This is a genomic window from Pseudotabrizicola algicola, from assembly GCF_010915705.1.
Taxonomy (GTDB): Bacteria; Pseudomonadota; Alphaproteobacteria; order Rhodobacterales; family Rhodobacteraceae; genus Pseudotabrizicola; species Pseudotabrizicola algicola.
This window is the reverse complement of the sequence record NZ_JAAIKE010000001.1, coordinates 166,252-181,378: the sequence shown is the minus strand read 5'-3', so window position 1 is coordinate 181,378 and position 15,127 is coordinate 166,252. Positions and strand designations below refer to the sequence as shown.

Here is a 15,127-nt window from a genome sequence, read left to right as displayed (position 1 = left end):
AATCCCCGTCCCTTATCGCGTTTGCAGATCGTCAGTGCTGCTGCCCGGCGCATCCCTGTCCAGATAGCGCCCCTCTGCGGCAGGCCCTTCCACGAACTCGAGCCAAGATCGCCACAAGAAGGCCCAGGCATGCAGGAACACCAGCGCGCAAAAGGCGATCATCAGCAGCTTGAACAGGAAATACGCGTCGAACCCGTTTGGTGAAAACGCGATGGTCTCGACATTCCATTTGAAGATGCGCGCCTTGGCCAGCAAGGAGTCCAGCTTGTCACTGGCCGACACCTTCGGCGTGACCAGCGAGCGCCACATGAAAAACCACGAGTAGAGCCACGTCAGCACCGCCGCAGGCATCATGAACAACAGGCAGCCCGCCATATCGATCAGGCGTTTGGTGCGAAAGCGCACACTGGAATAGAAAAGATCGACGCGCACATGACCACCCTGCACAAAGGTATAGGTCACGCACAGGCAGACGATCATCGCGTTATACAGCTTCAATTCTTCCGACCACCACGACAGATCGCGCGCGAAGGACGGGCCGGGCAACAGCGGATAGCCGAAAGGCGCGAACGGCCCGAACTCCAGCACCGCCACGCGGAAAATGCGCTGCAAGAAGATGATGACGATCTGCTGGAGCACCATAAGCAGCCCGAACCATGCCACAAAGCGCCCGATCCCGTTGGCCATCGCCTCCAGCCCGCGCACCATGCCCCACAAAAACGGCCGCACTGCCATACCGATTACGGTCAGCACCAGAAATGCGGTGAACACCACAAAGAAAAACTCGACCGAGGCCCCGTAATAGATGAACCGCGCCAGCGCCTCGCGGTCCGACCAGTTCAGCCACATCCCCGGATTGGCCAGCGCCACCCCGAAGTTGACAAAGGCCATGCCAATATTGCCGATCACCCAACCGATTGCGTCCAGCACGTCGCCCCCCGTCACATCCACCCCCCTCATTTTCTGTCTGAAAATATCCCAGAGGGGTCCGGGGGGAGGATCCCCCCGGGGTCAGCCACAAAGCACAGCGCCGGCAGGATGTCTCCCGCCAGCGCCCGCGCTCAACCCAGCACGCGGTCGCGCTGCGCGGTATAGGTCCCGTCCGAGATCTTCAGCCAGGACGACGACGCGCGCATCGAGGCCATCGCGCTGTCGTAGACCTTCTTGTAAATCTCGTCGCCCATGTTCTCGTCATGCACCGCCTGGCTGGCAGCACCGAAGGCATCCCAGACCGAGTCGGGGAATTCCATCGTGCGCACGCCGGCTGCCTGCAACCGGGCCAGCGCCGCGCCGTTCTGCGTCAGGAACTGCGCCAGGTTCCACTGGTGCCCGTCGCCCGCGACAATCTCGATGATCTTCTGCTGCGTCGGCGTCAGGCTCTCATAGACATCGCGGTTGGTGGCCAGCGACAGGCCCGCGCCCGGTTCGTGGAAGCCTGCGGGGTAATAGATCTTGGTGATCTCCTGCAGGCCCAGCTTCTCGTCCGCCCAAGGCCCGATCCATTCGGTGCCGTCGATCGCCCCCGAGGACAGCGCCTGATAGACTTCCGAGCCCGGAATGTTCTGCACGCTCGCGCCCATCTTGCCCAGCGCCAGCCCGCCCAGACCTGGCATGCGGAACTTCAGCCCCTGGAAATCCTCGGGACCGTTGATCTCCTTGCGGAACCAGCCGCCCCCCTGCGCGCCCGTATTGCCCGCAAGGAAGGACTTGATGCCGAAGATCTGGCCCAGCTCGTCATGCAGCTCCATGCCGCCATTGTGGTAATACCAGTTCGCCAGTTCCTGCGCGGTCATGCCGAAAGGCACGGCGGTGAAGAATGCATAGGCCGGATGCTGGCCCACGAAATAATAGTCCGCGCCATGATACATGTCGGCCTGACCCGAGGTCACGGCATCGAACACCTCGAACGCGCCCACCAGTTCGCCCGCCGCCTTCAGGTCCACCGTCAGCTGCCCGTCGGTCAGCGCGGTGATCATGTCGGCGCAGCGCTGGGCGCTGTCATGCACCCCGGCCAATCCGCGACCCCATGTGGTGACCAGCGTCAGCGTGCGGTTGCCCTGCGCATACATCGGCGCGGCCAGCGTGGTCGCGGCAGCGGCAGTCGCGCCCCCCAGCGCAGCTTTCGTCAAAAAGGAACGACGATCCATCGGCACTCTCCTCCCAGTGGTTGATTGGCTTCGGATGGCCTCACCCATCCTCACGGGCTCACGTTAGCGTGACATCGAAAGCGCGAAAATACCGACAAATACGCATTTGCCCCTGCGTCAGCCGCAAAATTTTCACCTCACGGGCCCGTGTGCTGCACCGCCGCGATTGACCGCGGCGCGATCCGCCCGCACTCTGGCCCGCAGGCAAGCGAGAACCGGCATGAACGACCCCGCCCGCAGATTCAGACTCAGCTATGGGCAAAAGGTCTTTCTGCTGGCCACGCTTCCGCTGGTGCTGGCCATGGCCATGCTGTCGTTTCTGGTATCGCGCGAAGCACGCGAGATGTCCGAGCGCGAGATCGCCATGCTCGAGGCTCAGCTTGTCGCCACCAAACGCGCCGAACTCAAGAATTACCTCTCGATCGCCCGCACCGCCTTTGGCCCGATCTACGGCAATGCGCTGCCCGATGACGAAGACGCCAAGACCCGCGTCGCCCAGATCCTTGCGGCGATGACCTATGGCACCGAAGGGTTCTTCTTCGTCTACGATTATGACGGACGCAACATCGTCAGCCCCCGCCAGACATGGCTGATCGAACGGGGCTGGGCGGGCCTGCACGATTCGGAAGGCACCCCCGTGGTCGACCGCCTGATCGAACTCGCGCGTCAGGGCGCCGGATTTCACAGCTATGTCTGGCCAAAACCGTCGACCGGCACCGAAGGGCGCATGATCACCTATGTGATCGGCCTGCAAGACTGGCGCTGGGCCATCGGCACCGGCGTGTTCATCGACGATGTGCTCACTTCTGTTGCCGCCGCCCGCGCCGAAACCGAGGCCCGCGTCTCCCGCACCTTCGTCTACATCGGCGCCATCACCGCCGCCGCCGTTCTGGCCGTGTTCCTCTCGGGTCTGTTCCTGAACCTGCGCGAGCGGCGTCTGGCCGACCAGAAGCTCAAGGCGCTCACCCAGCGCATCTTCGACACGCAAGAGGAAGAACGCGGCCGCGTTGCCCGCGAACTGCATGACAGCATCAGCCAGATTCTGGTCGGCGTGCGCTACACCCTAGAACTCGCGCGCCGCCGCCTCTCGATCGGCGATGCCCGCGCGGGGGAAAGCATCGACCAGGGCATCGACAACCTGAACGGGGCCATCCAGGAGGTGCGCCGGATCAGCCGCGACCTGCGCCCCGGCGTGCTCGACGATCTGGGCCTTGGCCCCGCCCTGCAATCGCTCGCCGAAGAATTTGGCGGGCGCACGGGCATCACGGTGGATTATGTCACCAACCCCTTCCGCAACCGCCTTGATTCCGAGGCCAAGATCGCCCTCTACCGCATCGCCCAAGAGGCGCTGACCAATATCGAGCGCCACTCGGGTGCAACCCGCGTCAAGATGCTGGTGCGCGGCACCAAGACCGGCGCTGTCGTGCGCATCGAGGACAACGGCCACGGCATGCCCGCCACCCGCCGCGAGGGGCTGGGGCTGCGCAACATGGCCGAACGGATGGAGCGGCTTGACGGCACGCTGCGCATCCTGTCAACCCGCACCGGCACCCTGATCGAAGCGCAGGTGCCGCTCTCCCACATGCTCCCCCCCACCGAAACCGCAGAGGCGCAAGGATGACCGAACCCAGCCAGACCCGCGTCCTGATCGTGGACGATCACCCGATGGTGGCCGCAGGCATACGTGCTATTCTGGAAACCTATGATGACATCCTTGTCGTCGGCACGCTGTGCAACGGGCGTCAGGCCATCGACCGCGTGGCCGAGCTTGACCCCGATGTCATCCTTCTCGATCTCAACATGCCGCAGGTCGGCGGGCTGACCGCGACAGAGATCATCCTCGAAAGCCGTCCCGACACCCGCATCCTGATCCTGTCGATGCATGACAGCCGCGAATACATCTCCACCGCCCTCAGCCACGGCGCGATGGGCTATCTGCTCAAGGACGTGCCGACCGAAGAGGTGAAGCACGCGATAGATACCGTGATGCAGGGGCGCCGCTATCTGTGCACGGGGGCCAGCAAAAGCCTCAAACCCGTGCCGGACGGCGCGCGCGAGCCGCTGACCAGCCGCGAGCAGACCATCCTCCTCGAACTCGCGCGCGGCCAGTCCAACAAAGAGGTCGCGCTGACCCTCGACATCTCGGTGCGCACCGTGGAGACGCATCGCAAGAACATAAAGCGCAAGCTCGGCATCGCCTCCACCGCGGGGCTGACGCGCTATGCGATGGAACATGGCGTGCTGCAAGGCACCGGGCATGGCCGCTGACCGGGCCGCAAGCGCCGCCCCCCGCCCGCGAGGGCGCCTCTCCTGCCTTTGCCCTTCCGGCCACACCGCCCGTTAAATCTGGATTTCGCGCGCATGTTTCCCCGCCCGCCCCTTGCATTTCGGGCAGGCGCACCAAAGTCATGCCAGGATCACATTGCGGCTGACAGCCTCCAACGGGGACATAACCTTGACCTATCTTCTGTTTTGCATCGGGCTCGTCGCCCTGTTCCTCGGCGGCGAATATCTGGTGCGCGGCGCATCGAACATTGCGCGTCACTTCAACCTTTCCCCCATGGTCATCGGCCTGACCATCGTGGGCTTCGGCACCTCGGCGCCCGAGCTTCTGGTGTCCATACAGGCCGCAATGGCCGGCCAGCCCGCCATCGCCATCGGCAATGTGCTGGGATCGAACGTCGCCAATATCCTCTTGATCCTCGGCACCTCGGCAGCCATCGCCGCGCTGATGATCCCCTTGCGCAAGGTCTGGCGCGATCTGGGGGTGATGGTGGTCGCCACCGCCGCGCTCTGGATCATGCTGCTCGACGGGTCAATCTCGCGCCTTGACGGGGTGATCCTGCTGGCCGGTCTGGCCGTGTTCATGGGCATGGCCTTTTTCCTCGGCAAGGAGGAACCCGATCTTGATGCCGAACCGCCGTCCTCGATGCCCATCTCCATCGCGCAGACGATCGGCGGGCTTATCGTTCTGGTGATCGGCGCGCGGCTTCTGGTCGACAGCGCCACCGAGATCGCCCGCACCTTCGGCGTCTCCGAGGCGGTGATCGGCCTGACGGTCGTCGCAGTCGGCACCAGCCTGCCCGAACTGGCGACAAGCGTGATCGCCGCCTTCCGCAAACAGACCGAGATCGCGGTCGGCAACGTGATCGGCTCGAACATCTTCAACATCTTCTCGATCCTCGGCATCACCGCGCTGATCCTGCCCATCCCCGCCGATCCGCGCTTTGCCAGCGCTGACATGCCCTGGGTGGCGGGAACCGCCCTGCTGCTGGTGCTTTTCGCGGTGCTGCTCAAGGGCATCCCCCGCCTTGCCGGTGTGGCGCTCCTCGCGATCTACGCAGGCTATGTCGCCCTCATCATGGCCTGACCGAACGCGCAGCGCCACCCAAGCCCCCCTCGCCCCGCCCGTGCCCCGCACCGGCGGGGCTTTCCTTGCGACTCACCTTTGCGCGGCAGAGGCCAAAACGCAGCGTTCTTTTTCATAAGTTGCCGCGACTATCACGCAAACGTAAGAAAAAATCAAAAATAGCCACCCCTTGCGACAGATTATTCAGTTTTTTGCGGTTGACGCCCCCCAGATGCCGCCATAGTTTGCCCAGCGGAAGGTTTGGAGGGGGCGGCGATGCTGCACATTCTCGTACTTGGGGGTTTTTGGCGCATGGGCCGGTAACGGTTGACCATAACAGGTTCCCATGCGCCCCCGGAAACCCCGGGGGCTTTTTGTTGCGACAGACAGATTAGGCAAGACTGGCACAGGCGGAGAAACGGACGATGACACAGGCGATGACGGGTGCCCGGATGGTGGTGCAGGCGCTGAAGGATCAAGGCGTTGAAGTGGTCTTTGGCTATCCCGGCGGCGCGGTCCTGCCGATCTACGACGAGATCTTTCAGCAAAACGACATCCGCCACATCCTTGTCCGCCACGAACAGGGCGCCATCCACATGGCCGAAGGCTATGCGCGGTCCACCGGCAAGGTGGGCGTGGCGCTGGTGACCTCCGGCCCCGGTGCCACCAACGCCGTGACCGGCCTGGTCGACGCGCTGATGGATTCCATCCCGCTTGTGGTGCTGACGGGTCAGGTGCCCACCTTCATGATCGGCACCGACGGCTTCCAGGAGGCCGACACGGTGGGCATCACCCGCCCCTGCACCAAGATGAACTGGCTGGTGAAAGACACCGCCAACCTCTCGGCCACTATCCATCAGGCCTTCCACGTCGCGCGCTCGGGCCGCCCCGGCCCGGTGCTGATCGACATTCCCAAGGACGTGCAATTCGCCACCGCCGATTACACGGTGAAGGAAAAGATCAAGACCAGCCATTACCAGCCCAAGCTGAAGGGCGACATCGACCAGATCACCCGTCTGGTCGAGATGATCGAGACCGCGGAACGCCCGATCCTCTATACGGGGGGCGGCGTCATCAACTCCGGCCCCGCCGCCAGCCAGCTCCTGCGCGAACTGGCCGAGGCCACCGGCTTTCCCGTCACCTCCACCCTGATGGGGCTCGGCGCCTATCCGGCAAGCGGAAAGAACTGGCTGGGCATGCTGGGGATGCACGGGCTCTATGAAGCCAACCTTGCCATGCACGGCTGCGATCTGATGATCAACATCGGCGCCCGCTTTGACGACCGCATCACCGGCCGCATCAAGGATTTCAGCCCCAATTCGCGCAAGGCGCATATCGACATCGACGCCTCCTCCATCAACAAGGTGGTGCGTGTCGACGTGCCGATCCTCGGCGATGTGGGCCATGTGCTGGAAGACCTGCTGCGCATCTGGAAATCGCGCGGGCGCAAGGTGAACAAGGCCGGTCTGGCCAAATGGTGGACGCAGATCAACGAATGGCGGGCGGTGAAATGCCTGACCTACAAGAACTCGACCAGCATCATCAAACCGCAATACGCGCTGGAACGGCTCGAGGCGCTGACCAAGGGCATGGACCGCTACATCACCACCGAAGTGGGCCAGCACCAGATGTGGGCGGCGCAGTTCCTCGGGTTCGAGGACCCGAACCGCTGGATGACCTCGGGCGGGCTCGGCACCATGGGCTATGGCCTGCCCGCCTCCATCGGCGTGCAGATCGCCCATCCCGACGCGCTGGTGATCAACGTGGCGGGCGAGGCAAGCTGGCTGATGAACATGCAGGAAATGGGCACCGCCATGCAGTTCCGCGCGCCGGTGAAGCAGTTCATCCTGAACAACGAACGCCTCGGCATGGTGCGCCAGTGGCAGGAATTGCTGCATGGCGAGCGGTATAGCCAAAGCTGGTCGGAATCCCTGCCCGATTTCGTGAAACTGGCCGAGGCCTTCGGCTGCAAGGGCATCAAGGTCGATGATCCAAAAGACCTCGACGATGCGATCATGGAGATGATCCGCTATGACGGTCCGGTGATCTTTGATTGCCTGGTTGAAAAGCACGAGAACTGCTTCCCGATGATCCCGTCAGGCAAGCCGCACAACGAGATGCTGCTCGGCGATGCCGATACGCAAGGCGTGATCGGGGCGAAGGGCGCGGTGTTGGTGTGAAGCCTGCCGCGTGATCTTTTGCTGAACTCCCGGGGGCTTTGCCCCCGGACCCCCAGGATATTTATGAACAGATGAAAGGGCAGGCCCATGTCGCCGCTCAATATCAAAACCGGCTCGACCAGCCATTCCGCCTATGACCTGCGCGATCCCTATGCCGAGGTGATCGAGAGCCACACGCTGGCCGTGATCGTCGACAACGAGCCGGGGGTTCTGGCGCGGGTGATCGGGCTGTTCTCGGGACGCGGCTATAACATCGAAAGCCTGACCGTCGCCGAGACCGATCACACCGGCCATCTGAGCCGCATCACCATCGTGACGCGCGGCACGCCGCAGATCATCGCGCAGATCAAGGCGCAACTGGCGCGCATCGTGCCGGTGCACGAGGTGCATGACCTGACCGAGGAAGGCCCTTCGGTGCAGCGCGAACTGGCGCTGTTCAAGGTGGCGGGCAAGGGCGAACACCGGATCGAGGCGCTGCGGCTGGCCGAGATCTTCCGCGCGCATGTGGTGGACAGCACGCTGGAATCCTTTGTGTTCGAGATGACCGGCACGCCCGAGAAGATCGACAGCTTTGCCGAATTGATGCGCCCCTTGGGCCTGCGCGAGATTGCGCGCACCGGCGTCGCCGCGCTGGCGCGGGGCGCGTGATGCGGGCGCTGGTCCTCTCGGCCGCCGCCGCCGCCCTCTGCGCCACGCCGCTTGTCGCGCAGCCCTATGCCGATTACGGCAAGCCCGAGCAATGCGGCGCATATGCCGAAGCACGCTATGACCGCGAAAGCTACTTTCCGGGCGGCGAAGGTGGGGCGATCCGCCTTGACGATCCGCAGAGCGTGCGCGGCCTGAATGTGCTGCTGTTTGAAGGCACCATGACCGAAGAGGGCATGTCCGAACCCGTTGGGCGGGTTCTGGCCGCCCGCGCGCCCCTGCTGGGGGTGGAGGGCGAGGAAGCGTCCGAGGTCGTGGTCATCATGACCGAACGCGGCATCCGTCTGCTGCAACCCTGCCCCGCACCGCAGCCGCAGGGCAACGGCGGCTGACCCGAAGGAAGCCCCCGCGCGTCCGCCGCGCCGGGGGCTGCCTTTCAGCGTCCTTCGAACGCGGCCGGGCGCTTGTCGAGGAAGGCCACCACGCCCTCCATGAAATCGCGCGTCCGCCCGCAGGCCCCCTGCAGGCGCGCCTCTAGCGCCAGTTGCGCCTCCAGATCATTGGCATAGCTTTGCCGCAGCGCCTGCTTGACCCCGCGATAGGCCACCGTCGGCCCCTTGGCCAAGGCCCCGGCGCGGGCCGCGATATGGTCGGCGAAGGCCTCGTCCGGCACCGCCTCCCAGATCATCCCCCAGTCCGCCGCCTGCGCCGCCGTGATCTTGTCGGCAAACAGCATCGCCCCCATCGCGCGGGCAAAACCGACCTGACGCGGCAGCCAATAGGTGCCGCCCGCATCCGGCATCAGCCCGATGCGGGTGAAGGCCTGGATGAAGCTGGCGCTTTGCGCCGCGATCACCACATCGCAGGCCAGCGCCAGATTGGCCCCCGCCCCTGCCGCCGCCCCGTTCACCGCCGCGATGGTTGGCACCGGGCAATCCATGATCGCGCGCAAGAGCGGCTCATACTCGTCGCGCAGCGTGCGCTCCAAGTCGATCTCGGCAATCTTGGCGCGGTCGCCCAGATCCTGGCCCGAGCAAAAGGCGCGCCCTGCCCCCGTCAGCACGATCACGCGGGCCGATCGCCCTGCATGGCGCAGCGCGTCAAGCAGTTCGGCACGCATCTGGCTGGAAAGTGCATTCATCACCTCGGGCCGGTCGAGGGTCAGTGTTGCCACCCCACCGGCTTCGGTCACGCTGATCGTCTGATAGTCCATCGGGTCCCCCTCAACGCCTGCGCGTCAGACTATCCGCACCGGATGGCAAGAAAAGGCCAAACGCCGCGTCACTTGCCCATAAGATCGCGCAGTCGCGCCTGTTCTTCGGGGCTGAGCGGCACCGCCGCCGCGCCGCCGGCCTGCCCGCGCCGCCGGATATAGCCAAAGGCACCGATGCCCCCCAGCAGCAGAACCGCCGGCCCTGCCAGCCAAAGGATCAGGTTGGCCCCTTCGGCGCGCGGGTTGAACAGCACGAATTCGCCGTAACGGCTGACGACGAAATCGATCACCTCGGCGTCGCTGTCTCCGGCCATGATCCGCTCGCGCACCACAAGCCGCAGGTCGCGGCTGATCGGGGCATTGGAATCGTCAATCGATTCCCCCTGACAGACAGGGCAGCGCAGATCGCGGCTGATGGCGCGCGCCCGCGCCTCCAGCGCCGGGTCGGCCAGCACCTCGTCGGGCTGCACCGCAAAGACAGGGGACAGCGGCACAAAGGCCATGAGCGCGGCAAGGAGGAGGTGTTTCATCCCCTCACTCCGCCGGAACCGCAGCGGTGCGGCGGCTCGCCCCCGCCGCCACGCGGTAGCGCCGGTCGGTCAGGCTCAGCAGCCCGCCCAAGGACATGATCAGGCAGCCCGCCCAAAGCCAATTGGCAAAGGGCTCGATATAGGAGCGCACCGCATAGCCGCCATTGGCCTGCGGATCGCCAATCACCAGATAGATGTCGCGCAGGAAACCGTAATCGATCGCCGCCTCTGTGGTGGGCATGTTCTGCACCGGATAGACGCGCTTCTCGGGGGTCAGCCGGGCCACCACGGCGCCGTCACGCCGCACCGTCATCGTGGCCATGGTGCTGATGTAATTCGGCCCCTGCACCTCATCGACGGAATCGAGTGTCACCTCGTAAGGCCCCAGGGGATAGCTGCCACCCTCTTGCACGATGCGGATATCCTCGGTCTTCCACGCCAGCATGGCGCAGACCGCAAACACCGTGATGCCAAGGCCGATATGCGCTGTCCCCTTGCCCCAGTCGGCGCGCGGCAGGCGCCCGAGACGGGCCAGACGTCCCGCCAGCGGCCCGCGCCCCGTGCGGCTCCACAGATCGACCACCGCGCCCAGCACCACCCAGATCCCGAGGCCCACGCCCACCGGCCCGAGCGCCGTGCGTCCTGTCTGCATCGACCAGACAAGGGCGGCCAGCGCAAAGGCCAGAACTGCCACCGGCATCAGGGGGCGAAAGGCGCGCAGGATCTCGCCTCGCTTCCACGGCATCATCGCACCCACCGGCAGGATCAGCGCCAGCGCCACCGCAAAGGGCGAAAACGCCGCGTTGAAGAACGGCTCGCCCACGCTCAGCTTGCGGTCAAAGAACAGCTCGGCGAGCAGCGGCCAGATGGTGCCGATGAACACCACAAAGGCCGCCACCGAGAGCAGCAGGTTGTTCGCCACCAGCGCCGACTCGCGGCTGACCATCGCAAAGATGCCCTTGGCCTCCATCGCCCCCGCACGGAAGGCGAACAGCGTCAGCGCGCCGCCCATGAACACGCCGAGGATCATCAGAATGAACACCCCGCGCTCGGGGTCATTGGCGAAGGAATGCACAGATGTGATCACCCCTGACCGCACGATGAAGGTGCCGATCAGCGAAAAGCCAAAAGCCATGATCGCCAGCAGGATCGTCCACGCCTTCAGGCTCTCGCGCTTTTCGACCACGATGGCGGAATGCAGCAGCGCCGCCGCCAGCAGCCACGGCATGAAGGACGCGTTCTCCACCGGGTCCCAGAACCAGAACCCGCCCCAGCCAAGCTCGTAATAGGCCCACCAGGACCCTAGCGCGATGCCGATGGTCAGGAACACCCATGCCGCCAGCGTCCACGGACGCACCCAGCGACCCCATGCGGCATCCACCCGCCCCTCGATCAGCGCGGCGACCGCAAAGGAAAACGCCATGCTCAGCCCGACATAGCCCAGATAGAGGAACGGCGGGTGAAAGGCCAAGCCGGGGTCTTGCAGCAGCGGGTTCAGGTCCATCCCGTCCAAGGGCGGCACCGCCAGCCGCAGGAACGGATTCGAGGTAAACAGCATGAACAGAAGAAAAGCCACGCCGATGGACCCCTGCACCGCAATCACCCGCGCGCGCAGCGTCGGCGGCAGATTGCCGCCAAACCACGCCGCGCAGGCCCCGAACAGCGCAAGGATCACCACCCAGAGCAGCAAAGACCCCTCATGGTTGCCCCAGACACCCGACACCTTGTAGAGCATGGGCTTGAGAGTGTGCGAATTCTGCACCACCAGACTCAGCGAAAAGTCCGACATCACAAAGGCATAGGTCAGCGCCGCAAAGCTTGCCAGGACAAGAACGAACTGGATCATTGCCGCAGGCTCCGCCACCGCCATCAGGGCGGGATCGCGGCGGTAGGCTCCCCACATCGGCACCACGGTCTGCACCAGGGCAACCGCCAACGCCAGAACCAAGGCAAAATGACCAAACTCGACGATCATGCGATCTCTCCCAAGCTGCTGTGCAGATCATAGGCCCAAACCGCATCCGGCGCTATGGGATGCGCGCCCGTGTCGCGGTCACAGTTTTGCAGGGCCGCGCGGGGCCGGTTCAATCCAGATGATGCCGGATACGCCGCACCATCAGCCAGACCGCCAGCAGCACAACCGGCGTCAGCACCGCCGTGCCCATCCCCTTCGAGATGCCCCAGGCCTCGGTCACCGGATAGATCGCATAGCTGGCAAGGTTGATCGCGTAATAGCTGATCGCCACCGTCGACAGCCCTTCCACCGTGCGCTGTAAGCGCAGCTGCACATCCGCGCGGCGGTCCATGCTTTCCAGCAGCTTCTGGTTCTGCGCGGAGCGGTCCACATCCACCCGCGTGCTGAGCAGTTCCGCCGCCCGTGCCGCCCGCTCCGCCATGCTGCGCAACCGGCTTTCGGCCGATTTCACCGTGCGCATCGCAGGATCATAGCGGCGCATCATGAACTCGGCAAAGGTCTGGCGCCCGTTGATCCGCGCCTCGCGCATCACCTCGATCCGCTGGTTCACGATGGCCTCATAGGCCGCCGTCGCCCCGAAGCGGAAGGTGTATTTCACCGACAGGCTTTCCAGCTCCGCCGAGATGGCCAGCAGGTCATGCAGCATCGCCTCGGCGCTGCGCTCGTTGCCATCCAGCGCCGTCACCAGCGCCGAAAGCCGCGGGTCCAGCGCGTTCAGCCGCCCGTTCAGATGCCGCACCCGCACCAGACCCAGCATCGACATCGCGCGATATGTCTCTACCTCGCACAACCGCTGCACGATCCGCCCCACCCGGCGCGGCGAGGTGCCGGGCCGCACGAACACGGCAAAGCGCATATGCCCCGCCGGATCGATGCGGAAATCCCCCGCCACGATCGCCGCCCCGTCGACCACCTTCGACACGGCAAGGCTTTCGCCGACAAACCAGTCCTCCAGCCGGGCCAGGGCCTCTGCCTCGTCCTCGGGCATATGCTCGATACGGATCAGCACCGAACACAGCCGCTTGCCCGGCGCCCGCGCCAGCCAGTCCTCGGGAAACACCCCCGCCTCGGTCGGATCGAAGGCCCGCGCCGACACGCCCTTGCCGAACACCGAATAGGTCACGAACTCGGTATGGCTCTCCCATTTCAACTGGTGGCGACCGATCTCGCCAAAGAAATGCGTCGCCTCGGGCTGCGGATGGGCGCTGCCGTTGCGGTCCAGCAGGTCCAGCAGATGCGCGCGGTCCCGCTTGCGGTCGCGGTTGGCAGCATCCTCCGGCTCCTTGATCGCCAGATACACCGCCGTCCCCGGCACCTCGATGGCCGGAAAGGGGCGCGCGTGCAACTCGTTCACGATGGCATAGCGCTGGGGATGGTCGGCAAAGCTGGGCATGGATCAAACTCGGCGGTCAACAGGGCGGCCGTTCCGCCCCTGCCAAGACTTAGGCCGCAGACCGGCGCGTGGAAAAGCGAATTGCAGGCATACGCCAGTATGCCGTGCCGCTGTTGCGCGAATGTCGAAGGCCCCGGCAAACGCCGGGGCCTTCGGGGGAGTTTTCGCAGAATAACCGTGCAGGTCAGTCGATCAACGGCAACAGCGCATCCAGCGACTTCTTGGCATCGCCATAGAACATCCGCGTGTTGTCCTTGTAGAACAGCGGGTTCTCGATCCCCGAATACCCCGTTCCCTGCCCGCGCTTGCTGACAAACACCTGCTTGGCCTTCCAGCACTCCAGCACCGGCATCCCGGCAATCGGGCTGTTCGGGTCTTCCTGCGCCGCCGGGTTCACGATGTCGTTCGAGCCGATCACGATGGCCACATCGGTCGAGGGGAAATCCTCGTTGATCTCGTCCATCTCCAGCACGATGTCATAGGGCACCTTCGCCTCGGCCAGAAGCACGTTCATATGCCCCGGCAGACGCCCCGCGACGGGATGGATGGCAAAGCGCACCGTCTTGCCCTTGGCGCGCAGCTTGCGCGTCAACTCGCTGACCGATTGCTGCGCCTGCGCCACCGCCATGCCGTAACCCGGAATGATGATGATGCTGTCCGCCTCGTTCAGCGCCGCCGCCACACCTTCGGTATCAATCGCAATCTGCTCGCCCGTGACCTCCATCTGCGGCCCCGAAGTGCCGCCGAAGCCGCCAAGGATCACGCTGATGAAGCTGCGGTTCATCGCCTTGCACATGATGTAGCTCAGGATCGCGCCGGACGAGCCGACAAGCGCGCCCACCACGATCAGCAGGTCATTGCCAAGGCTGAAGCCGATGGCCGCCGCCGCCCAGCCGGAATAGCTGTTCAGCATCGACACCACCACCGGCATGTCGGCCCCGCCGATCCCCATGATCAGGTGATAGCCGATGAACAGCGCCAGCACCGCCAGCAGGATCAGCGTCCAGCTTCCCGCGTCGTTCAGATACATCGCCGCCAGCACCACCGACCCGATGGCCGCCGCCGCGTTCAGCATATGCCCGCCCGGAAGCTGCTTGGCCGCCGAGTTCACCTTGCCCGCAAGCTTGCCATAGGCAATCACCGATCCGGTGAAGGTCACCGCGCCGATCCAGATCCCCAGCACCAATTCGATGCGCAGGATGGTGATCTCCACCGCGGTTTTCTTGGCAATCAACGCGCCAAAGCTGGAAATGCCATCGAACAATCCCGCCTGCCCGAACTTCTCGGCGCAAGTGATCGCGCTGAACACCGGATCGCAGCGGTCGATGCCCGCGCCCGCCAGCATTCCGGTCACGGCGCTGATCTGCAGATCGGCGTTGAAGCCGACAAACACCGCCGCAAGGCCCACAAGGCTGTGCATGATGGCGACCAGCTCGGGCATCTGGGTCATCTGCACCTTGGTGGCCAGCTGATACCCCACGATCCCGCCAAGGGCGATCAGGATCAGGCTGACCGCCCACAACCCCTGCCCCGGACCCATCAGCGTGGCGACAATCGCAAGCGCCATGCCCGCAATGCCGTACCAGACCGCGCGCTTGGCGCTCTCCTGCCCCGACAGCCCGCCAAGGCTCAGGATGAACAGGACCGCCGCAACCGCATAGGCGGCGAATGTGAAACCGTAATCCATCTGTCCCG

At 64.6% G+C, this 15,127-nt stretch carries 13 protein-coding genes; 6 read left to right on the top strand and 7 right to left on the bottom strand.

What is annotated here, in order from left to right; translation table 11 throughout:
- Positions 1–12 precede the first annotated feature (12 nt).
- Entirely contained in the window at positions 13–960 is a 948-nt protein-coding gene (locus tag G3572_RS00865) for a TRAP transporter small permease subunit (RefSeq protein ID WP_164608796.1), read from the bottom strand.
- A gap of 101 nt (positions 961–1,061) precedes the next feature.
- Positions 1,062–2,147 carry a TRAP transporter substrate-binding protein gene (locus tag G3572_RS00860; RefSeq protein ID WP_164608795.1) on the bottom strand — a complete coding sequence of 362 codons (1,086 nt, stop codon included), beginning with the start codon at positions 2,145–2,147 and terminating at the stop codon, positions 1,062–1,064.
- A 220-nt stretch (positions 2,148–2,367) separates the two neighbouring features.
- Between G3572_RS00860 and G3572_RS00855 the strand changes: the two genes are divergently transcribed.
- The 6 genes from G3572_RS00855 (at position 2,368) to G3572_RS00830 (ending at position 8,713) form a co-directional block, all read left to right on the top strand.
- A complete protein-coding gene (locus G3572_RS00855; protein WP_164608793.1) occupies positions 2,368–3,768 on the top strand; it encodes a cache domain-containing protein in 1,401 nt (466 codons plus the stop codon).
- Positions 3,765–4,415: a response regulator transcription factor gene (locus G3572_RS00850; RefSeq protein WP_164608791.1), complete on the top strand. Its 651-nt coding sequence runs from the start codon at positions 3,765–3,767 to the stop codon at positions 4,413–4,415. Before G3572_RS00855 ends, G3572_RS00850 begins: the two co-directional genes overlap by 4 nt.
- A gap of 187 nt (positions 4,416–4,602) precedes the next feature.
- Positions 4,603–5,517, top strand: coding sequence for a calcium/sodium antiporter (locus G3572_RS00845; RefSeq protein ID WP_164608789.1), 915 nt, complete (start codon positions 4,603–4,605; stop codon positions 5,515–5,517).
- Between the two features lie 404 nt (positions 5,518–5,921).
- Positions 5,922–7,676, top strand: a complete 1,755-nt coding sequence (locus tag G3572_RS00840; protein ID WP_164608788.1) for an acetolactate synthase 3 large subunit — start codon at positions 5,922–5,924, stop codon at positions 7,674–7,676.
- 87 nt (positions 7,677–7,763) lie between these two features.
- Positions 7,764–8,324 (top strand): acetolactate synthase small subunit, encoded by a 561-nt coding sequence (gene ilvN, locus G3572_RS00835; RefSeq protein WP_164608786.1) that lies wholly within the window; start codon positions 7,764–7,766, stop codon positions 8,322–8,324.
- The gene (locus tag G3572_RS00830; RefSeq protein WP_164608782.1) at positions 8,324–8,713 is read left to right on the top strand and encodes a hypothetical protein; all 390 of its coding nucleotides are present in this window, start codon (positions 8,324–8,326) and stop codon (positions 8,711–8,713) included. The genes ilvN and G3572_RS00830 overlap by 1 nt, the downstream gene beginning before the upstream one ends.
- 44 nt (positions 8,714–8,757) lie before the next feature.
- Here G3572_RS00830 and G3572_RS00825 read toward each other — a convergent pair whose 3' ends face one another.
- The 5 genes from G3572_RS00825 to G3572_RS00805 all read right to left on the bottom strand — a co-directional run bounded on the left by G3572_RS00825 (position 8,758) and on the right by G3572_RS00805 (position 15,119).
- Complete coding sequence (locus tag G3572_RS00825) at positions 8,758–9,534, bottom strand: enoyl-CoA hydratase-related protein (protein ID WP_164608781.1); 777 nt, start codon at positions 9,532–9,534, stop codon at positions 8,758–8,760.
- Positions 9,535–9,602: 68 nt separating this feature from the next.
- Positions 9,603–10,064, bottom strand: a complete 462-nt coding sequence (locus tag G3572_RS00820) for a cytochrome c-type biogenesis protein (RefSeq protein WP_164608780.1) — start codon at positions 10,062–10,064, stop codon at positions 9,603–9,605.
- Between the two features lie 4 nt (positions 10,065–10,068).
- Positions 10,069–12,039, bottom strand: coding sequence for a heme lyase CcmF/NrfE family subunit (locus tag G3572_RS00815; RefSeq protein ID WP_164608779.1), 1,971 nt, complete (start codon positions 12,037–12,039; stop codon positions 10,069–10,071).
- A gap of 109 nt (positions 12,040–12,148) precedes the next feature.
- Positions 12,149–13,432, bottom strand: a complete 1,284-nt coding sequence (locus G3572_RS00810; RefSeq protein WP_164608778.1) for a DUF3422 family protein — start codon at positions 13,430–13,432, stop codon at positions 12,149–12,151.
- Positions 13,433–13,616: 184 nt separating this feature from the next.
- Positions 13,617–15,119, bottom strand: a complete 1,503-nt coding sequence (locus G3572_RS00805) for an NAD(P)(+) transhydrogenase (Re/Si-specific) subunit beta (protein WP_164608777.1) — start codon at positions 15,117–15,119, stop codon at positions 13,617–13,619.
- Positions 15,120–15,127: the final 8 nt, after the last annotated feature.